At 42.0% G+C, this 20634-nt stretch carries 15 protein-coding genes; 12 read left to right on the top strand and 3 right to left on the bottom strand.

What is annotated here, in order from left to right; all coding sequences use genetic code 11:
* Nucleotides 1-13 precede the first annotated feature (13 nt).
* On the top strand, nt 14-1006 hold the full coding sequence (gene ccsB / locus ACXITR_RS05620; RefSeq protein ID WP_457996247.1) for a c-type cytochrome biogenesis protein CcsB: 993 nt from the start codon (nt 14-16) through the stop codon (nt 1004-1006).
* A gap of 158 nt (nt 1007-1164) precedes the next feature.
* On the opposite strand, the gene ACXITR_RS05615 is transcribed toward ccsB, so the two are convergent.
* Complete coding sequence (locus ACXITR_RS05615) at nt 1165-1623, bottom strand: GatB/YqeY domain-containing protein (protein WP_457996246.1); 459 nt, start codon at nt 1621-1623, stop codon at nt 1165-1167.
* Nucleotides 1624-1739: 116 nt separating this feature from the next.
* On the opposite strand from ACXITR_RS05615, the gene ACXITR_RS05610 reads away from it, so the two are divergent.
* On the top strand, nt 1740-3017 hold the full coding sequence (locus tag ACXITR_RS05610) for a dihydrolipoamide acetyltransferase family protein (protein WP_457996245.1): 1278 nt from the start codon (nt 1740-1742) through the stop codon (nt 3015-3017).
* Between the two features lie 18 nt (nt 3018-3035).
* On the opposite strand, the gene queG is transcribed toward ACXITR_RS05610, so the two are convergent.
* A complete protein-coding gene (gene queG / locus ACXITR_RS05605; RefSeq protein WP_457996244.1) occupies nt 3036-3980 on the bottom strand; it encodes a tRNA epoxyqueuosine(34) reductase QueG in 945 nt (314 codons plus the stop codon).
* A gap of 93 nt (nt 3981-4073) precedes the next feature.
* Here queG and ACXITR_RS05600 point away from each other — a divergent pair, with 93 nt between their 5' ends.
* The 9 genes from ACXITR_RS05600 to ACXITR_RS05560 all read left to right on the top strand — a co-directional run bounded on the left by ACXITR_RS05600 (nt 4074) and on the right by ACXITR_RS05560 (nt 17867).
* The gene (locus ACXITR_RS05600; RefSeq protein WP_457996243.1) at nt 4074-5060 is read left to right on the top strand and encodes a methyltransferase domain-containing protein; all 987 of its coding nucleotides are present in this window, start codon (nt 4074-4076) and stop codon (nt 5058-5060) included.
* Between the two features lie 139 nt (nt 5061-5199).
* Nucleotides 5200-6399, top strand: coding sequence for an FAD-dependent monooxygenase (locus ACXITR_RS05595; RefSeq protein WP_457996242.1), 1200 nt, complete (start codon nt 5200-5202; stop codon nt 6397-6399).
* Between the two features lie 35 nt (nt 6400-6434).
* Nucleotides 6435-7322: an alpha/beta fold hydrolase gene (locus ACXITR_RS05590; RefSeq protein WP_446683430.1), complete on the top strand. Its 888-nt coding sequence runs from the start codon at nt 6435-6437 to the stop codon at nt 7320-7322.
* Nucleotides 7323-7496: 174 nt separating this feature from the next.
* A complete protein-coding gene (gene ilvB, locus ACXITR_RS05585) occupies nt 7497-9194 on the top strand; it encodes a biosynthetic-type acetolactate synthase large subunit (protein ID WP_457996265.1) in 1698 nt (565 codons plus the stop codon).
* Between the two features lie 1597 nt (nt 9195-10791).
* On the top strand, nt 10792-15147 hold the full coding sequence (locus tag ACXITR_RS05580; RefSeq protein ID WP_457996264.1) for an Hpt domain-containing protein: 4356 nt from the start codon (nt 10792-10794) through the stop codon (nt 15145-15147).
* Nucleotides 15148-15258: 111 nt separating this feature from the next.
* Entirely contained in the window at nt 15259-16086 is an 828-nt protein-coding gene (locus tag ACXITR_RS05575) for a HEAT repeat domain-containing protein (protein WP_457996241.1), read from the top strand.
* Between the two features lie 147 nt (nt 16087-16233).
* Nucleotides 16234-17211 carry an ATP-binding cassette domain-containing protein gene (locus ACXITR_RS05570; protein WP_457996240.1) on the top strand — a complete coding sequence of 326 codons (978 nt, stop codon included), beginning with the start codon at nt 16234-16236 and terminating at the stop codon, nt 17209-17211.
* Between the two features lie 47 nt (nt 17212-17258).
* The gene (locus tag ACXITR_RS05565) at nt 17259-17606 is read left to right on the top strand and encodes a DUF6883 domain-containing protein (RefSeq protein WP_457996239.1); all 348 of its coding nucleotides are present in this window, start codon (nt 17259-17261) and stop codon (nt 17604-17606) included.
* 12 nt (nt 17607-17618) lie between these two features.
* Nucleotides 17619-17867 (top strand): DUF4926 domain-containing protein, encoded by a 249-nt coding sequence (locus ACXITR_RS05560; protein ID WP_457996238.1) that lies wholly within the window; start codon nt 17619-17621, stop codon nt 17865-17867.
* Nucleotides 17868-17943: 76 nt separating this feature from the next.
* Here the strand turns inward: ACXITR_RS05560 and pyk are convergent, their stop codons facing one another.
* Nucleotides 17944-19725, bottom strand: a complete 1782-nt coding sequence (pyk, locus tag ACXITR_RS05555; protein WP_457996237.1) for a pyruvate kinase — start codon at nt 19723-19725, stop codon at nt 17944-17946.
* A gap of 197 nt (nt 19726-19922) precedes the next feature.
* On the opposite strand from pyk, the gene ACXITR_RS05550 reads away from it, so the two are divergent.
* Nucleotides 19923-20627 (top strand): Mo-dependent nitrogenase C-terminal domain-containing protein, encoded by a 705-nt coding sequence (locus ACXITR_RS05550; RefSeq protein ID WP_457996236.1) that lies wholly within the window; start codon nt 19923-19925, stop codon nt 20625-20627.
* Nucleotides 20628-20634: the final 7 nt, after the last annotated feature.

Below are 20634 nucleotides of genomic sequence, written 5' to 3'. Positions count from 1 at the left end.
ATAAATTTAACCTATGGATTTAGTTGCTTTACAAAGTACCTTAGATAATGTTTCTTTTGCTGTATTGTTCATCACAATGCTTTTATATTGGATCGGTACAGCTTTTCCTTCTTTTACTTGGTTGCCCAAATTAGGTACCACGGGTATGATTATCGCTAACTTGGCGATCGCCACTTTATTGGGTGCAAGGTGGATTGAGGGAGGTTATTTCCCCCTTAGTAACCTTTACGAGTCTTTATTTTTCCTCACGTGGGGCATTACCGTGGTTCATCTCATCGCCGAGAATATGAGTGATAGTCGCTTGGTAGGGGTTTTCACCGCTCCTGTCGCCATGGGCATTACCGCCTTTGCTGCCCTTTCTCTCCCTGCAGAGATGCAACATAGTGAACCCTTAGTACCTGCTCTCAAATCTAATTGGTTGATGATGCACGTTAGCGTAATGATGTTTAGTTACTCTGCCCTGATGGTAGGCTCTCTCATTGCGATCGCCTTTTTGATTTTTACCCGAGGAAAAGAAATCCAATTAAGGGGAAGTTCCGTTGGCACAGGCGCTTATCGTAACGTCAAGAAATTTAACCTAAAATATAATACCGAGTCAGTACAACCCGACTTAACCCAGAATCAAGGTGGTACAGCAGTATTAACAAAACCCGTAGAAACGGCAATTACCCTTTCCCCCGAACGTTTGAGCCTAATAGATACCCTCGATAATATTAGTTATCGCATTATTGGTTTAGGATTTCCCCTCCTCACCATCGGCATTATATCAGGTGGTGTGTGGGCAAACGAAGCATGGGGATCTTACTGGAGTTGGGATCCCAAAGAAACATGGGCATTAATTACTTGGCTTGTATTTGCCGCCTATCTTCACGCCCGCATTACCAAAGGTTGGCAAGGTAGAAAACCCGCTATTTTGGCCGCTGGTGGCTTTTTTGTAGTGTGGATTTGCTACCTCGGAGTAAATATTTTAGGTAAAGGATTACATTCTTACGGTTGGTTTTTTTAGATATATCATTAAATCCCTCGCATTGACCAGGGGTGATTCATTCTCCCCTCGCCTTTTGGGAGAGGGGTTGGGGGTGAGGGGAAATCAATTTTGATACCTACTTTGAATCACCCCTGCCTTAATAAGGGGGGAATGAATATATTTAATAAAAATAAATACTATCCTGCCAATTTAGCTTTAACTAACTCCTGAATTTTTTTCCCATCAGCCTTACCCTTCAAATCCTTCATCGCTACACCCATCACTTTACCCATATCCTTGGCACTAGAAGCCCCTACCGTCGCAATAATTTGATCCACAATCTCCCCTAACTCCTCATCGGAAATTTGTTCAGGTAAATAAGTCTCTATGATTGCTAACTCTGCTTGTTCTTTTTCAGCTAAATCAGGACGATTTGCACCGATATATTGCTCGATGGAATCCCGTCTTTGCTTTGCCTGTTGTACTAAAATTTGCACCTCATCATCAGGGCTAAGACTATCTTTGCCCTTACCTCTCAACTCCACTTCTTTCTCTAATAATACTTTTTTAATGCTTCTAACGGTTTCTAGGCGAATCTTATCCTTTGCCCTCATGGCTGTTTTAATATCTTCGCCAATTTTATCTTTTAAACTCATTTTTTAATAACACTCAAAATAAACACAACTTTTATTGTAACCTGTGGGGTTTTGTGGTAGTCAAATTCCTATATAATAAAGAGTTTGAGAACTAAATAAGATAAATTGTAAACTAAATGATTCACGATATATTTATGCCCGCCCTCAGCTCTACTATGACTGAAGGAAAAATAGTTTCATGGGAAAAAGCACCGGGAGATAAGGTTGAGAAAGGAGAAACCGTCGTTGTAGTCGAATCAGACAAGGCGGATATGGATGTAGAATCTTTTTATTCTGGTTATTTAGCCACTATTTTAGTGGATGCTGGAGAAGAAGCCCCCGTGGGTGCTGCCATTGCATACATTGCCGAAACTGAAGCAGAAATCGAAGAAGCCAAGAAAAAAGCGACCAGTGCGGCTAGTGCATCCAATGGTGCATCGGCTCCTAAAGTGGAGAAAAAAGTAGAAACTCCTACCCCTGAGCCTGTGGCTACCACCCCCATTAATGTGCCTAGTGGTAGGTTAATCGCTTCTCCCCGTGCCAAAAAATTAGCCAAAGAATTAAAAGTTGATTTGACCACCCTTACTGGTACTGGTTTAAATGGACGCATCACCGCCGAGGATGTGGAAAAAGTTGCAGGAAAAGCTCCTACCGTTCCCACTGTTACCCCTGTTTCTGCGGTTACCACTCCCCCCGTTGCTCAGGCGATCGCCCCTGCTCCTGCTCCTGTAAACCACCATGCTGGGGAAACTGTTCCCCTCAATACTCTACAACAGGCGGTAGTCAGAAACATGATGGCGAGTTTACAAGTGCCTACCTTCCATGTGAGTTACGACATTACCACCGATGCCCTCGATGCCCTTTACCGTCAAATCAAGCCCAAGGGTGTCACCATGACTGCTTTACTCGCTAAGGCGGTGGCTGTCACTTTACAAAAACACCCCATCGTTAATTCTAGTTACACCGATGCTGGTATCAAATACAATGAAGGAATCAACATTGCGATCGCCGTTGCCATGCCCGATGGCGGTTTGATTACCCCCGTGTTAAAAAATGCTGACCAAGTAGATATTTATTCCCTTGCCCGTAGCTGGAAAGACCTCGTAGCAAGAGCCAGAGCAAAACAACTACAACCCGATGAGTATAGCACGGGTACTTTTACCATTTCTAACCTTGGAATGTTTGGTGTCAGTAGCTTTGACGCTATTTTGCCTCCCGGACAAGGTTCTATCCTTGCGGTAGGGGGCGCTCGTCCTACGGTGGTATCCGATGGACAGGGTTTCTTTGGGGTTAAAAATCAGATGACTGTTAATATTACCTGTGATCATCGTAATATTTATGGAGCGGATGCGGCTTCTTTCCTCAAGGATTTAGCCCAGTTGATTGAGTCTGAAACCCATTCTTTGACTCTTTAATTTTTTAGGTGGTAGGGTTTAGGTGTTAGGTATTAGGTTATTAATTTGTGCTTGGGCATTACGGCGCCACATGGCAGGTTTTATCCTTCTGAGGGCGGAGGCGGTAAATCTTTTATCCCATTCTTCGTCCGATAGTTGGGCTAACTCGGTTAGTTTTGGGTTAAGGTTTTCGGGGTAAGGATTAAAGTCTTCGATGTCGGTGGGTTGAGCAAATCTTTGATTCCATGGACACACATCTTGGCATATATCACACCCTGCTACCCAATTATTTAGGTTAGGGGCGATCGCACTGGGCAAACTTTCCGCACGATTTTCGATGGTATGATAAGCTATGCACCGATTCGCATCCACCACAAAAGGCTCGGTAATGGCGTCGGTGGGACAAGCAGAAATACAACGGGTACAAGTACCACAATGATTAGTGTGGGGTTTATCCACATCCAAAGGAATATTAACCAAAATTTCCCCCAAAAAAACCCAACTTCCATAATTTCGGGTAATCACATTACCATTTTTGGCAATCCAACCAATACCAGCTTTTTGCGCCCATACCTTATCCTGAATCGGGCCCGTATCCACATAATATCTCGCCTCAATGCCCATATCATTAAACCATTGAGCAAAAACTTTTAACCTCTTTTGAATAATGCGATGATAATCCCTACCCCAACCATAACGGGAAATTTTAGCATCCTCTGGATTCCCCGAACGCTCATGGGGAGTATAATAATTTAAAGCCACAGAAATAACCGATTGCACCCCCTCCATACACTCATTTATATTCTGCCTTTTGGGGTTACCCATCCACTTCATGTCTGCCTGATAACCCTTATCTAACCATTTTTGTAAATTGTTAACTGCTCGTTGATGATAATCCCCGATTTCCTCCACCGAAGCAATGCCCACTTCATGGAAACCAATTTCCTTCGCCTTTTGTTTAACTTCTTGTGCTGTTAGCTTCATCATCAGTGGGTAGTAGTAAACTGCTGAATTCTTACAAAAAATGATATTATAAGACAATTGTAAACAAATATTAAGGTAAAAAGGTTTATATTAATGTCTCTATATTACATTTTAGGTGCGATCGCCCTGCTAACAGTAGTAGGAATCGTTATTTATTTAGTAACCCCCCGCAGTTTTGAATCCCCCGACACCGTAGCCAACTCCTATGATGAATGGACCGATGACGGTATCCTAGAATTTTATTGGGGAGAACATATCCACCTAGGACATTATGGCTCACCACCAAGAAAAAAAGACTTCCTAGAAGCCAAAGCCGACTTTGTCCATGAAATGGTGAAATGGGGCGGTTTAGACAAACTACCCGAAGGCACCAAAGTTTTAGACGTAGGTTGCGGTATTGGTGGTAGCACCCGTATTTTAGCCAAGAGTTATGGTTTTGATGCCACAGGTATCACCATCAGCCCCAAACAGGTACAACGCGCCACCGAATTAACCCCCGAAGGCGTGAGTGCCAAATTTCAGGTAGATAATGCCCTTAACTTATCCTTTCCTGACAATAGCTTTGACGTAGTATGGTCCATCGAAGCAGGCCCCCACATGCCCGATAAAGCAAAATATGCCCAAGAAATGATGCGGGTGCTTAAGCCAGGGGGTACATTAGTAGTAGCCGACTGGAACCAAAGAGACGATCGCCAAATCCCCCTCAACGGATGGGAAAAAGTAGTAATGCGTCAATTATTAGATCAATGGTCCCATCCTTCCTTCTCCAGCATTGAAGGCTTTTCCGAGCAAATCGCCGAAACAGGCATGGTAGAAGGGGAAGTAGTTAACGCTGATTGGACACAGGAAACCCTACCCTCTTGGTTAGAGTCCATCTGGCAGGGGATTGTAAGACCTGAAGGTATCATCCGTTTTGGTGTTTCTGGTTTTATTAAATCCTTGCGCGAAGTACCTACCATGTTACTAATGCGCGTCGGTTTTGGTGCTGGTTTATGTCGTTTTGGGATGTTCAAAGCCACAAAAGCTCAAACTGCCACCACCGCCCAAGCTGGTACTACTTCCGAAACCGTCAACGCTTAGATAAAATTCTCTTTTCCTCCCCTTTCCTTTTCACAGGGGATACCCTAGACAAAGGGTTTGAAGACTAGAAAAACGAAATAAAACAAAGACGGCAAGGGGCTAAAGCCCCTTGTTATTCCTTACCTACATCAATTTAATTATGCCTACTTACTCAAAAAAAATAGCCATCATTGGTGCTGGAATCGGAGGTTTAACCCTTGCCCTCGCTTTAGAAAAAAAAGGAATCGACTTTCATCTACACGAACAGGCAAATTCCTTTGAGGCTTTGGGTTATGGTTTGCAATTAAGCCCGAATGTGGTGAGGGTATTACAAGATTTAGGCATTGGTGAAGAATTAGAAGCTATATCCCATCGTTGTTTGGGTTTTGAATTAAAATCATTTAAAAGTAATGATACCTTAGCCCAGTGGAAGCTAAAAAGTGACACTCCCTACTATCAATGTCGCCGTGCAGACTTACATCAGTTATTATACAATTCCCTCAAAAATAAAGATAAAATCAGTTTCGCCCAGAAATTACAATCCTATGAAGTAGAAGGAGAGCAGATTGTTCTAAACTTTGAAAATAAAAATTCCATTACTACCCATGCCCTTGTGGGAGCCGATGGAGTGCGATCGCCCATTAGACAAAGCCTTTTCCCCACAGAGAAACCCCAATATGCAGGATATGCAGCCTATCGAGCCATATTACCCTTCACACCAGAATATAATTCCTTAATAGATAAAGCTACCGTGTGGATGGGGGAAAATCATCACGTAGTCGCCTACCCCAACGGTAATCAGAATAAAACTCAACCATGGTTAAATCTGGTTTTAGTAGTCAAAGATGCCCAATGGCATGAGCAAGGGTGGACAATTCTCGCTGATAAACAAGAAATTGCCGAAAACTTCCAAAATCAATCCTCCCTCCTCAACACCATTTTAAAAGACTTGGTATCCAACCCCGAACCTTGTTTCAAATGGGGACTATTTGACCATAAACCCCTTCCTTTTTGGACTCAGGGCAAAATTACCCTTTTAGGAGACTCCGCCCACCCTCTGTTACCCTTCCAAGCCCAGGGGGCAGCCATGGCCATCGAAGATGCCTACATTTTAGCCCGATGTATTGACCAAGAAACCACCATCGAACAAGCATTTAAGAAGTATCAAAACTTAAGGCTACAACGCACCGCCCAAGTGCAACAAACCTCCCGCAACAACGCCGATATTTTCCACGCTACGGGCATTAAAGCCATGGTAAGAGATACGGGCTTAAAACTAATATCCTCCGTCCATGGAGAATTACTCAATCAAAAAACCGCTTGGATTTACAATTACGATCCCCTGACCCTTCCTTTATAATTATTAATATAACTTAACAAAACTAAATATAAAAAATGGAAGTTTTAAGCAAATCAATCCATGATGTACCCTCATTGCCCGGGGAATATTGGCAGTGGCGAGGAGAGCAGGTTTATTATGTCAAAGCAGGGGTAGAAAACCCGACTAAACCTCCCCTATTATTAGTCCATGGTTTTGGAGCATCCACCGATCATTGGCGTAAAAATATCCATATACTAAAAGAAAACTACCAAGTATGGGCGATCGATCTCATGGGTTTTGGACGCTCAGGAAAACCCCCATGGGAATATAACGGTATCCTTTGGCGACAACAGTTAAACGACTTCATCCAAGAAAAAATAGGAAAACCCACCATCCTAGCAGGAAACTCCCTCGGTGGTTATGCCTCCCTTTGCACCGCTGCCGAGTATCTGGATAATGTTGCAGGATTAATCCTAATCAACAGTGCTGGCCCATTTTCCGATACCAAGAAAAAAAACCCTACCATCGCTCAAAAAATAACAGGGCTAGTGTTGCGTCAATCATGGGTGACATATATCCTGTTTCAACGTCTCAGAAATAAAAAAAATATTCGCAAAACCCTCGAAAAAGTTTATTTAGATAATACCGCCATCAACGATCAACTAATCGAAGATATTTATCGTCCCTCCTGTGATGAGGGTGCATTGCAAGTATTTGCATCGGTGTTCAAAAATCCCGAAGGAGACAAAATTGATCAACTCCTAGAGCAACTAGAATGCCCTCTGATGACCATTTGGGGAGAAGCAGACCCCTGGATGAGAACCAAGGAAAGGGGAGCTAAATTTAAAGAATTTTGCCCAAGTCTAACGGAACACTACCTCAATGCAGGACATTGTCCCCATGACGAAGCCCCCGAACAGGTTAGTCAGATTATCAGTGATTGGATGGAAAAATGTCTGTAAAATGTAACAAATAAACAAAAACTAATTACAAGATACCCACAGGGGCTTTACAATAGAAAGGATAGAGATCATTGCCGATGAAATAAAAAAACTTATATGGTAGCTTCTAACTTTTCCCCTGTAAAACTGTCCCCCGATGTAGCTTCAGTAAAACAAACTGGAGCTTTCGCACTCATGGATAGCCTTTGCCGTCATGGTGTGGAACATATTTTCGGTTATCCGGGGGGAGCTATTTTACCTATCTATGATGAATTATATCGCTTTGAAGCCAGAGGAGAATTAAAACATATCCTCGTGCGCCACGAACAAGGGGCATCCCACGCTGCCGATGGTTATGCAAGGGCCACAGGAAAAGTGGGGGTATGTTTTGGTACTTCAGGGCCTGGGGCAACGAACCTTGTAACGGGCATCGCTACGGCCCACATGGACTCTATTCCCATGGTCATTATTACAGGTCAAGTACCCCGTGCGGCTATTGGTTCTGATGCTTTCCAAGAAACTGATATTTTTGGCATCACTTTACCCATCGTTAAACATTCCTATGTAGCTCGTCATGCCCGTGATATTGCGTGGATTATCGCTGAGGCTTTCCACATTGCTAGTACGGGGCGCCCTGGTCCTGTGTTGGTGGATATTCCCAAGGATGTAGGATTGGAGGAGTGTGATTATGTGCCAGTTAATCCGGGGGATGTGAAGTTAGCTAGTTATCGTCCTACGGTGAAGGGAAATCCTCGCCAGATTAATGCGGCTATTGAGTTGATGGCTGAGGCGAAAAAACCTTTGTTATATGTGGGTGGTGGAGCAATTTTGGCTAATGCCCACGAAGAAGTTAAGGCTTTGGCTCATCGTTTCCAAATTCCTGTGACTACAACTTTGATGGGGTTAGGGGCCTTTGATGAACATGATCCTCTTTCGGTGAGTATGTTGGGGATGCACGGCACGGCCTATGCTAACTTTGCGGTTACGGGCTGTGATTTGTTGATTGCGGTGGGTGCTAGATTTGATGATCGGGTAACGGGTAAATTAGATGAGTTTGCTTCCCGGGCGAAGGTTATTCATATTGATATTGATCCTGCGGAAGTAGGCAAAAATCGCCGTCCTGATGTGCCTATTGTGGGGGATGTGCGTCAAGTTTTAACTCAAATTTTAGATCGTTTAGATGAATTAAGTTTACCTGAGCAAACGATTACCCAAGATTGGTTGGCACAAATCGAAGATTGGAAAAAAGATTATCCTTTGGAAGTGCCTCAGCCAGAAGGCTCTTTGTCTCCCCAAGAAGTAATTGTAGAAATTAATCGTCAAGCTCCCAAGGCTTACTATACTACGGATGTAGGACAACATCAGATGTGGTCTGCTCAGTTTCTAAAAACTGGTCCTCGCCGTTGGATTTCTAGTGCTGGTTTGGGTACCATGGGCTATGGGCTTCCTGCGGCTATGGGAGTAAAGGTTGCGTTACCTGAGGAGGAAGTGATTTGTATTAGTGGGGATGCTAGTTTTCAGATGAATCTCCAAGAGTTGGCGACTTTGGCTCAATACAATATTAAGGCGAAAATTGTCATTATCAATAACGGTTGGCAAGGCATGGTGCGTCAGTGGCAAGAGACTTTCTACGGAGAGCGTTATTCTTCTTCTAATATGTCCACGGGCATGCCTAATTTTGAGTTATTAGCTCAGGCTTTTGGGGTGAAGGGTATGGTGGTTAGTAGTCGTGATGAGTTACAAGGTGCGATCGCCCAGATGCTTGATCATGATGGCCCTGTGTTAATGGATGTTCAGGTAACATCTAATGAAAACTGTTATCCCATGGTAGCCCCCGGTAAGTGCAACTCAGAAATGTTGGGTTTACCAAAAGAGCCTCCTAGTTTTGAATAATTAATTTTTCTCTACCATAATTTTTAGTCTCCCTTCGATGGGGGACTTTTTTATATCCGATTTATAAATCGTACTTTTATTGATTGTTTATTGGCAACGGGCTTAAGCCCATTTTCCATTGCCTATTCCGATTGAGTATGGGGTGTATTTAACAAAATGTTCAAATTAAGAGGATCATTGTTAAACTAAACAGTAGGGCTAAAAGCGAATACATCTCCTCGTCCGTTGTGCAAAAACAGTAACAATCATGAATCTACTTAACCAAGCATCTCAATTTTTTATGGATGAAGTTCCTCAATTATTACAAGAGATAAAAGAAGGCTTAGATAATCTGGAGCAAACCTATCATAACGAAGCTCAAATCGATCAAATTATTAGGGCTATCAACTCTCTGGAAACGGGGGCAACGGAGGCTGGTTTTCAGGGCATTGGGGATGTTGCTCAAAAATTAAAACACTACACCAGAAGTTTATATCATCAAAACTTGACCATTGATCAAGACTTAGAAACACTATTTTTAAAAGGTTATGATTGTTTAGCAAAACCCCTCCATCAGCAGATAGAAAAGGGAGATTTTGAAGATATTCAAGAAGATAGCCATGGGGTATGGCAACAATTAGAGCAAAAATTAGGGCCTTATCTTGAGGAGTTAGAAATTTCTAATCCTTCTCCACAGGGCTTGGATGATGATATGGTTGCCACTATGTTTGAGTCAGATGTAAAAGAAGCCATCGAATCCTTAAGACAAAATGTGGATAGTCTTTCCCCAGAAAGTCTCACGGAAGAAGTTTTACTACAAGCGGAGATTTTTCTTGATTTTAGTGAAATGTTTCAGCTTTCTGGATTTCGTCAAATTGCAGAAGCTACGGCTATGGCGATCGCCAATTATCCTGAAAAAATTCGAGAAATTACCCATTTACTCATAGAAGATGTAACCCATGCGCGGGAAAAAGTGTTACAGGGCGATCGCACCTATGGAGGAAATGTTTCTGTGGCATTGAAAAAACTATCAGGACAACTAGATATTAACAATCCAGAGTCTAATTTAGAAGAATCCGTTTCTAAGGGTGAAGATAATGGAGATGGTTTAATCCCAGATGAAGTAGATTTAATTGGGGGGATAGCAGAGGAAGTGGAAAATCAAGAACAAGAAATTGACTTCGCTTCCTTGATAGAAGAAGAAACCCCAGATTTTGCTAGTCTTGCAGAAGAAGTAGTCCATGAGGAGGAAGAAGCCCTTGATTTTGCATCCCTAGAAGAAGAAAACGACACCGAAGAAGAAATTATTGATTTTGCCAATCTTGCGGAAGAAGTAGTAAATGAGGAAGAAGAAGCCCTCGATTTTGCATCCTTTGCACAGGAAGAAAATAATGAAGAAGGGGAAATCATTGATTTTGGAAATTTTGAAGAAGAAACCATAGATTTTGGTCAACTAATGGAAAATTTTGACACATCAGAAGAAGAAAGCCCATCTTCTCAAGAAAATACCTCCGATGAATTTGATAGTTTAGAAGATGCCTTTGCCCAGTATGCCGAAGAAAATGATGAAGAATCAGCACAACAGAGGGAATTACAACAACAATCCTATCAATTTTTTATGGAAGAAGTGCCAGAATTGGTTGGGCTTATCGATACTGGATTTGAAAAAGTAATCCTTGAACCTGATAATATCAACGAAATTAACGAAATAGCAAGGGCTGCCCATTCCCTTAAAGGGGGTGCAAGGAGTGCAGGTTTAGACGATATTGGTAACATTGCCCTACGGGTAGAAAAAAGTTTTAAAGCCCTCTTCAATGAAAATATTAACCTTGATGAACAATTAACCGCCTATATGCGGGATATATATCAACTTTTGCGACAACCCCTCATGGCAAGATTGGAAAATCAAGATTTTGATGAAAAATTTAACCTCGATTTAGCCAATGAAATGTGGGCGGAGTTTGAGGAAAAATATGGAGAAGAGTTAGCCAAGGCCGAGGAATTTTTACCATCTTCCAGTGACTTGGGTATTGACATTGCCACTTCTATTTTTGAGGTGGATGTGGCGCAAGGGATTAGTGCCGTAGAAAGTGCCATGGATGCTGATGATAATACCCTTCAAGAAACCCTTAGCTTACAAACAGAAATATTTACAGGGTTTGGGGAGATGTTGAATTTACCCGGATTTGTGGAAATTTGTCAGATTACAGGGGATATACTACAACAAAAACCAGAAGAATTAAGGGCGATCGCCCCTGTATTTTTAGATAACATAAAACAAGCCCATGAATTAGTCATGGCAGGGGATAGGGAAACGGGAGGAAGCCCCAGCGAAGCCCTACTCACCTTGGCAGGAATAAACCAAGAAGAAACTACCCCCCTAGAAGAATATCAAGAAGCCCCCATTGACATTAATGAGCCTAGTTATGGATTCTTCATCGAAGAAGCCCCAGAATTACTCGCTATGATGGAGCAAGGTTTACTAACCCTCAAACAAGAGCGCACCACAGGGAAAATTCACGAAATCATGCGTGCCGCCCACTCCATCAAAGGGGGTGCTGCCAGTGTTGGTTTAGAAGCCGTAAAAACCATTTCCCACCGTCTTGAAGACATCATTAAGGTATTTTATAATGACACCATCATCATTGACGACGAATTAGAAACCCTCCTTCTCAGTGGTTTTGACTGCCTCAAAGAAGCCTTAACCGAGCAACTAGAAACCGGCACCTATCAACCCGCCGTAGCCCTTGCCAACGCCCAAGAGGTATGGAAAGCCCTCGAAAATAGGTTAGGGGATGCCCTTAATCGCCCCGATGACTTTATTCCCTCCTCGGAAGATTTAGGGGTGGACATCGTCGAATCCATGTTTGAAATAGATGTAGCCCAAGAATTAGAACGGTTACAGGCAGTTTTATCAACCCCCACATCCCAACCCCTCGCAGGGGAATTACGGGCTACATTGGAGGTATTTGCAGGGTTTGGGGAAATGTTGAACCTTAGCGGTTTTGCATCCATTGCCCACTTAGGTTTAACCGCCCTCGAAAATAACCCAAATCAAGTGGTAGCCATTATCGAAACGGTTATAGAAGATGCCGATAAAGCCCGGGATTTAGTGCTAGCAGGCGATCGCACCACGGGAGGCTCTCCGAGTCAAAAATTGATTGATTTAGCCCATAATAGCCCTGTAAGCTCCCCAGAAATAGAAAAAGATACCGACCATGGAGAAGAAATTTTCTATCTTGAAGAAGACAACGAACAATCCAACATCGAAGAAGTATTAAGCGATGTAGTTACCGATGCCGATGAATTAATTAACTTTGCCCTCGAAGACAAAGAAACCCATACCAACTCCCCTTCCCTTGATGAAGTTTTTGGCAACCAACAAGATGAATTTGCCATGATAGAATCCTTGGATGAAACCGAAGAAAATGAAGAAGAATCAGAAATTCCTTCCCTCGAAGACATCTTCACCAGCGAAATAAGCCCCGAAGAAATAAACCTTCTATCCAAAGCCTCCGACATGGCCCTAGAAGAAGATAAAAATACCACCCTCCCCTCCCTCGAAGATGTATTTACTACCCCCGACTTGAGTAGTATTGATATATCTGCGGAAGAAGATAAAGAAGAGGAATCTCCTAGCCTAGAGGATGTTTTTGGGGAAAAAATTACCTTCACCACCATCGAAAATGATAACTCTCAAGAAAACGAAGACTCTTCCCCCATTCCCTCCATCGAAGAATTAATCGGCGGGGTGTCAGGGGTGTTAAAAGACTCGCAACAAACCATTACCCCAGAATCTTTTATTCCTGTAGAAGAGGAGGAAAAAGCCCCCGAAGAAAACTCTGTTATGGGGGGTAATATTGAACAACAAATAGAGTCCTTACAAAACGTCTTTGATAGACTACCGGGGTTAAAAGACGAAGGAGAAATTAATCTTCTACCCCGTCGCCAAAAATCTCAACCTACCCAGAAAAAACAAACGGTAACTCCTCAAGTTACCCCCTCCGCACCTAAACAAAAAAGTAATCTGACAGTTAGGGTAGATTTAGAGCGCCTTGAAAGAATGAATAACCTTATCGGGGAGTTATCCATTAACCGTAATGGTTTGTCTCTACAAAATGATAAGTTACAAACCTCCGTAAAAGATCTTTTAGAACGTTTTAGTCGTTTCCAATCCACCGCCAACGCCCTCAGGGAATTATCCGATAAGATGCTTACCTCCCCTGAAAAATTCAACGTGTCTCAGGGTAACTCTTCTTTTCCCCTAAGTATTTCCGAAGATGGAGGAGTGGATTTAACCTCTGCCTTTGATTCCTTGGAAATGGATCGTTATGATAACCTTTACTATGTGGTACAGGGGTTGATTGAACAGATGATTCAACTAGAGGAGTCGGTGGATGATATTGCCCTTTATGCCGCCCAGTCGGGGCAAACCATGGAAAATCAACGACAAATGCTCAATCGGATGCGAGATGAGTTGATGTGGGCAAGGATGTTACCGTTAGGGGAGGTGTTAAACCGTTTCCCCAGAGTGTTACGGGATTTATCGGTGAAATACAGTAAAAAAGTTAACCTAAAATTAAGCGGTACTAATGTTTTAGTAGATAAAGCAGCTTTGGAGAAATTATATGATCCTCTGGTACACTTAATCCGTAATGGTTTTGACCATGGTATTGAAACTCCTTCTATTCGTCGTCAGAAGGGTAAATCAGAAACAGGTATCATTGAGGTAAAAGCCTATCATCAGGGTAACCAAACCATTATTGAAGTGAAGGATGATGGGGGTGGTTTAAATCTTGAAAAAATAGGAAATAAGGCCGTTGAGCGTGGTATTCTTACCCCAGAGCAATTGACGGTGGCTTCTAAGGATAATTTACTCGATTTGATTTTCCAACCCGGTTTTTCTACCGCTGCCTCGGTGACGGAAATTTCTGGCCGTGGGGTTGGCTTGGATATAGTGCGATCGCAACTTAGGGCTTTAAAAGGATCTATTTCTGTGGATTCTAACCCCAATCAGGGAACAACTTTCACCCTCAAACTACCCCTCACCCTCACCATCGACAAACTATTGGTATTATCAGCCGAATCCCAATTTTATGCCCTACCTTCGGATAACATCGAAGAAATTGTCGTACCAGATGCAGGACAAATCAAAACCTCTGGCAATAAACGTTTCCTCCATTTTGAAAATCGTATCATTCCCATTTATGGCTTAGATAATTTACTCCATTATCGTTGTCATATGCCCGATATAAGTAACATCACCCAAGCCCTAGAAGTGTTACCCACCCCCAAAGATTGGGGCAAACCTTTATTACTCATTCGTCAAGGGCAAGAGTTATTCGCCATTGAAGTTGACCATTTGGTAAGTGAGCAAGAATTGGTAATTAAGCCCTTTGGTAGTGCCTTAAGCGCCCCTAGCTATACCTATGGTTGTACGATTTTAGGGGATGGTACTTTAATTCCTGTGGTTAATAGTGCCATTCTTTTAGAAAACTATTTCCAAGCTACCCAACCCGGTAGCAGTTTGAATACGCCCCTATCTAATAATGGAGAATCTGCCCGTAAACCTTCGGCTGGGGTATTTAAAGTTACTTCTGTTTTGGTGGTGGATGATAGTGCTGCCATGAGACGCACCCTCGCCTTATCCCTCGAAAAATCTGGTTATCGGGTATTACAGGCAAAAGACGGTAAGGAAGCGCTTGATCAACTACAACAAACCTCTAATATTAGTTTAGTAATCTGTGATATTGAAATGCCTAATATGAATGGATTTGAGTTTTTGGGGCAACGTCGCCGTTTTCCTGAGTTAACTAAAATTCCTGTGGCGATGCTTACTTCTCGCAGTAATGAGAAACACCAGAAGTTAGCTACCCATCTTGGGGCAGATGCTTATTTTACTAAGCCCTATATTGAGCAAAAATTCCTACAAGCTATTAAAAATTTGATGGGGGAAAATGCTTTGGTTAATTGACAATTGATAATTGAGAATGGATAATTGATCAGAAACGCAATATTATCACTATTCCCCATTCCCTGCTCAAGCCAGAAATCTTTTCTAAAACCACCCATACGCTTAATTTTCATGACACAAGCCCCTGATTTAACCGTTGAAAGTGCGGTCGCCAATTTAACCCAAACAGAAGATTTAGGACTCCGTTACTATGCGGCTTGGTGGTTGGGAAAGTTTCGAGTAAATGATGAACTTGCCCTAGAAGCCCTCATTAACGCCCTAGAAGATACCAAGGATGTTGCCCCCGATGGGGGTTTTCCCCTCCGTCGTAATGCGGCTAAAGCCCTCGGTAAACTGGGGGATAAAACTGCTGTTATGCCTTTGATAAAGTGCCTCGAATGTGAGGATTATTATGTCAGGGAATCCGCTGCCCAATCTTTGGAAATGTTGGCGGATAAAAGGGCGATCGCACCTTTACAAAATCTCCTAAAAAAAGCAGTGTCTGAGGGTAAATTAAGCGCATATGCCATAGATACAGTCCCCGATAAACCTCATCTATATCAACCCTATGAAGCCATATTAGAGGCTTTAGGTGCTTTGGATGCCAAAAATGATCTAACCTTGGTTGAACCCTTCTTAAATCATCCTTTCCCCAAGGTAAAATATGCCGCCCAAAGAGCCATGTATCAGTTAACGGGGGATAATAGTTATGGAGATATGTTAGTAAACGCTTTACAGGGCAAAGAATTGCAGTTAAGACGCTCCGCTTTAATGGATTTGGGGGCGATTGGTTATGTGGAGTCCGCCAGTGCGATCGCCTCTGCCTATGCAGAAAATAGCCTGAAACTCATTGCCATGAAAGGATTACTAGAACATCAAGTAAAAATAGATCAACAAAATCAGCAGGAATTATCTGATAATACTATGATGGTCATGGAACTTATGGATTCACTTTTGTAAATTGACAATGGACAATCAAAGTTATATTAACCTTTTCTTGCTTATTCTTGATTAACGGAGTAAATGTCCTATTATTTCTTCCCCATTGGTGATTCCCCATTCTCCAACCTAACCAACAATATAGGCATCTAATTGAAGTCGAAAATAATGATAGAAGTCGAAAATCTCAGCAAAACCTACGGGGCAACCCAAGCTATTAATAACGTTTCCTTTAATGTGGAAAAGGGAACTATTTTGGGCTTTTTAGGACCTAATGGGGCTGGAAAAACTACCACCATGCGCATTTTAACAGGTTATATTCCCGCTACCCAAGGTAGTGCCAAAATTGCGGGGTATGAAGTCCATGAAAATCCCATGGCAGTGAGGGAAAATATTGGTTATCTTCCAGAAACTCCCCCCCTTTATCCTGATATGAGTGTGGAAGATTTTTTATCATTTGTTGCTAAGATTAAAGGAGTTTCATCGGGCGATCGCACTGACAAAGTCAAAAAAGCAATGGAGTCTTGTCAACTAGAAGATAAAAGCAAGATTTTAATTAGAAAACTATCCAAAGGCTATCGTCAGAGGGTAGGCATAGCCCAAGCCATAGTCCATGAGCCTCCTGTCATTATACTAGACGAGCCCACCGTTGGTTTAGATCCTCGCCAAATTATTGAAGTGCGCAACCTCATCAAAAGTTTAGCAGGGGAGAGAACGATTATTTTATCTACTCATATTTTGCCAGAAGTGAGCATGACTTGCGATCTTGTCACCATCATTAATAAAGGAAATATCGTTGCGACGGATACCCCCAATCAATTGTTAGAGCGTTTAAGTAGTAACTCAGGCTATGAAATAGAAGTAGAAGGCAACACAGAAACAATTTTATCCTCCTTACAAAATATTGACGGTGTCAAGTCCGTTAACACTCAAATCCTCACAGATAAAGACAATCGTCACCTACTCAAAATTGAGTTAAATAATAATGATGAGAGTGGCAAAGAAATTGCTTCATTAATTGTTAATCAAGGGTTAGGTATTTATGAGATGAAGAGAATTAAACCCTCCTTAGAAGATGTTTTCCTAGAATTGACTACCACCGAATCCAAAGAGTTGAAAAATAGCGCACAAGAGACTCCAGAATAAAGGGGAATAACAAAATTATTTATTAAGAGCAGGTATTAGCTATTAACATGATAATAAAACTACCTAACGGTAATCAAGTAAAGCAAACCCAAATAGAAAAAAAATTAACAACTTATATCTTGAAAGAAGACCATAGAGATGGACAACATAAAGCAAGATTATTTAACTCTATCTTAGGAATTAACTTAGATAATAAAAATCTATTAGTTGAGGCTTTAATAAAAATAGCTAAAGATAAAAATATTTGTCACAGTGAAAGTAGTAACTATGGAAATAAATATGTTATTGACTTTTTTTTAGAAACTCCCTATGGTTGTTCTTCGGTAAGGAGTGTGTGGATTATCCTTGATAATGAAAATTATCCACGTTTAATAACAGTTTACCCTCTCAAATAGAAAAGTAAGTACATGAATCAGATCAAATTACATGATACGGTAGCCTTAACAGAAGCTATAACTGCGAACCAGTTCATGACCGAAAAAAAAGTAATTATTCCTCGAGGACAAGTCGGCACTGTTGTTGAAATTTATCCAGAAGTAAAAGCTTTTGAAGTCGAATTTTCAGACTTTAATGGACAAACTTATGCTCTATTATCTTTAAGCGAAAAACAGTTGATGTTGCTATACTACGATGTTTCAAATTTGAGCTTAGCATAGTATCTTTTCACCAAGAATAGATGATGAACTGATTGATTTTTTTGTTCATTATCCATTCTCAATTATCAACTATCAATTAATCTACCCCGTCTTGACTGCCATCAGTACCAAGATAAACTAATCCCTGTTCAATTTTCATGGTGACAAAACTAGCGTCACGAATGACAGTAGTAGCGTCTTTTACCCCTACAATTACAGGAATACCTAATCGCATACCGATTTGAGCAGCGTGCGATCGCACTCCACCTTCTTCAGTAATAATACCACTAGCCAAACGCATTGCATCCACATAATTATTATCAGTGCTTCTTGCCACTAAAATGTCACCCTGATTAAAATTAGTAAGATTATTAACATCATGGACAACCTTTGTACGTCCAGTAATTATTCCCTGTCCAATACCAAGCCCTTCACTGAGTAAACCCTTCACAATTTCAACCTTAATCAAATCCGTTGAACCTGCTACCCCTTGCAAAGTTCCCGCTGTCATTACTACCAAATTACCATCTTCCAACAAACCCTCTTCCCTCGCCAACTCAATCGCCGAACTAAAAACCTGCTTCAATCCTGGCATATCCAATAACAATAGAGGTTTAACCCCCCATACCAGCTGTAATTGACGGGAAATACTCACATGGGGTGTAATGGCCAAAATGGGTGTTTTAGGGCGAAACTTGGACACATTACGAGCCGTTGCTCCCGTTTTTGTTAGGGTCATGATGGCACTAGCATTAAGCTGTTTGGCAATTTGTCCCACCGCCCCAGAAATAGCATTGGGAATATTCTGACTATCCATTTGAGTGAGCATATGGGGGGCAATGGAATCCCTTTCTTCCTCCGTACGTCTGGCAATTTTTGCCATGGTAGCCACCGCTTGAACAGGATATTTACCCACCGCCGTTTCATTGGAAAGCATCACCGCATCGGTACCATCCAAGATTGCATTGGCAACGTCAGAAACCTCTGCACGGGTAGGGCTAGGACTATTTGCCATACTGTCTAACATTTGGGTAGCGGTAATGATAGGAATGCCCAGACGGTTAGCGGTGCGAATCAGACGTTTTTGTAAAATGGGAACATCCTCAGCGGGTAACTCAACCCCCAAATCTCCCCTTGCTACCATCACCCCATCACAGAGGGAAAGAATTTCCTCCATTTGTTCGATGGCTTCGTGTTTCTCAATCTTGGCAATGACGGGGGTAGATTTTCCTGCACTGGCAATCAAATCTTTAATTTCTAATACATCTTGGGGATTTCTCACGAAACTGAGGGCTACCCAGTCCACCCTTTGGTCTAAACCAAACATCAAATCTTTTTTGTCTTTTTCCGTCAGGGCTTTAACGGATAAATAAACATTGGGAAAATTCACCCCCTTATTACTAGAAAGTACGCCTCCCACTACCACCTGACAATGGAGGTCTTTATTTTCTTTATCAATTTCCTTTACCACCATTTCCACCCGACCATCATCCAAAAGGATTCGAGCATTGATGGGTACTTCTTCTGCCAAATTTTCGTAGCTAATACAGGCGATTTTATCATCACATTTTACATCCCGACTGGTGAGGATGTAGCGATCGCCCTCATGTAACTCGATAGAACCACATTCATATTTACCTAACCGAATTTTGGGGCCTTGTAAATCTTGTAAAATACCGATGGGGCGATTAAGCTCATTTTCCACCTGACGAATCATGCGAATACTACTTTGATGGACTTCGTGGGTGCCATGGGAAAAGTTGAGACGAAAAGTATTTGCTCCTGCAAGAATCATCTTGCGCAATGTTTCGGGATTCGCACAGCCAGGGCCGACGGTTGCTACAATTTTGGTACGGCGGGAAAATTTCTCAGACATCACCTAATATTTACAGATCGAATGTGATTGAATATTATACCCTAGGGGCGTTCAAAATTCACAGTTAAGGTGTTAAGTCTTCGGTATTACCTGTTGTAAGAAATAGAAACCCACTACTAATTGTCAATGGATATTTCCCGTCTTCAAATTTGGATGGATTGTATAGAATTAGAGTTAGTGTAAATTTTCTACATGTCATCATGAACAAAAATAATAATACGGCCGTTGCGATTAACGAAGTACAAAGATTAGACGATCGCACCATAGTAGCTTGGCTAAGGGGACTGTTAACGGTAGCCTATGCCGATGGTCATTTCGACCCCGAAGAGCAGGATTTAATCGCTAGGTTAACCCAGGATGAACTAATGCCCAATACCAACCTCGGTGATTTAGAACCCATTTCTCCCCAAGATTTAGCCACCGAATTAGGGGATGATACAGAAGTTCGGGAAAACTTTTTGCGTACAGCGGTGATGATGGCGATCGCCAATGGAGTATATTCCCAAGCCGAAGCCGATGCCGTCCACAGTTTTCAACAGGCTTTAAACTTAGACATAGAAGCCCTCAAATCCTTAGAAGCCACTCTTTGGAATCCTGACCAAGAAAAAGGTGATAATACCATTTCCCAAGGAAAAGAGCAAGGGGCGATAGACGTTTTAAACCCTATGAAAAAATGGCTCGATGGTATGGACATCAACGATCCTAGGGTTGCCCGTTTCCTGTGCAAAATGATCCCACCCCAATGCCCCTTTGAAAGAGACATCAAGCTATTTGGTAAAAAGATTGTTCATATTCCCCCCATGTGTAAACTAAACCCCCTCTACGAACAATTAGTGGGCTTAAGATTTCGTTCCCTTTCTTATCTAGCAGATGAATGTGAAGAAGACATTTCTGCCTACATTTAAACCTTGA

This window comes from Cyanobacterium sp., from assembly GCF_054166785.1.
The sequence above is the reverse complement of the archived record's forward strand: the minus strand, read 5'-3'. Positions and strand labels throughout refer to the sequence as shown.

What these genes read in the sequence shown, in the direction of transcription:
- ACXITR_RS05600 (WP_457996243.1), top strand. Translation starts at nt 4,074, where the DNA reads ATGTCTCTATATTACATTTTAGGTGCGATCGCCCTGCTAACAGTAGTA.
- ACXITR_RS05595 (WP_457996242.1), top strand. Translation starts at nt 5,200, where the DNA reads ATGCCTACTTACTCAAAAAAAATAGCCATCATTGGTGCTGGAATCGGA.
- ACXITR_RS05560 (WP_457996238.1), top strand. Translation starts at nt 17,619, where the DNA reads ATGAATCAGATCAAATTACATGATACGGTAGCCTTAACAGAAGCTATA.
- ACXITR_RS05590 (WP_446683430.1), top strand. Translation starts at nt 6,435, where the DNA reads ATGGAAGTTTTAAGCAAATCAATCCATGATGTACCCTCATTGCCCGGG.
- ilvB (WP_457996265.1), top strand. Translation starts at nt 7,497, where the DNA reads ATGGATAGCCTTTGCCGTCATGGTGTGGAACATATTTTCGGTTATCCG.
- ACXITR_RS05580 (WP_457996264.1), top strand. Translation starts at nt 10,792, where the DNA reads ATGGAAGAAGTGCCAGAATTGGTTGGGCTTATCGATACTGGATTTGAA.
- ACXITR_RS05550 (WP_457996236.1), top strand. Translation starts at nt 19,923, where the DNA reads ATGAACAAAAATAATAATACGGCCGTTGCGATTAACGAAGTACAAAGA.
- ACXITR_RS05610 (WP_457996245.1), top strand. Translation starts at nt 1,740, where the DNA reads ATGATTCACGATATATTTATGCCCGCCCTCAGCTCTACTATGACTGAA.
- queG (WP_457996244.1), bottom strand. Translation starts at nt 3,980, where the DNA reads ATGAAGCTAACAGCACAAGAAGTTAAACAAAAGGCGAAGGAAATTGGT.
- ACXITR_RS05615 (WP_457996246.1), bottom strand. Translation starts at nt 1,623, where the DNA reads ATGAGTTTAAAAGATAAAATTGGCGAAGATATTAAAACAGCCATGAGG.
- ACXITR_RS05575 (WP_457996241.1), top strand. Translation starts at nt 15,259, where the DNA reads ATGACACAAGCCCCTGATTTAACCGTTGAAAGTGCGGTCGCCAATTTA.
- ACXITR_RS05570 (WP_457996240.1), top strand. Translation starts at nt 16,234, where the DNA reads ATGATAGAAGTCGAAAATCTCAGCAAAACCTACGGGGCAACCCAAGCT.
- ACXITR_RS05565 (WP_457996239.1), top strand. Translation starts at nt 17,259, where the DNA reads ATGATAATAAAACTACCTAACGGTAATCAAGTAAAGCAAACCCAAATA.
- ccsB (WP_457996247.1), top strand. Translation starts at nt 14, where the DNA reads ATGGATTTAGTTGCTTTACAAAGTACCTTAGATAATGTTTCTTTTGCT.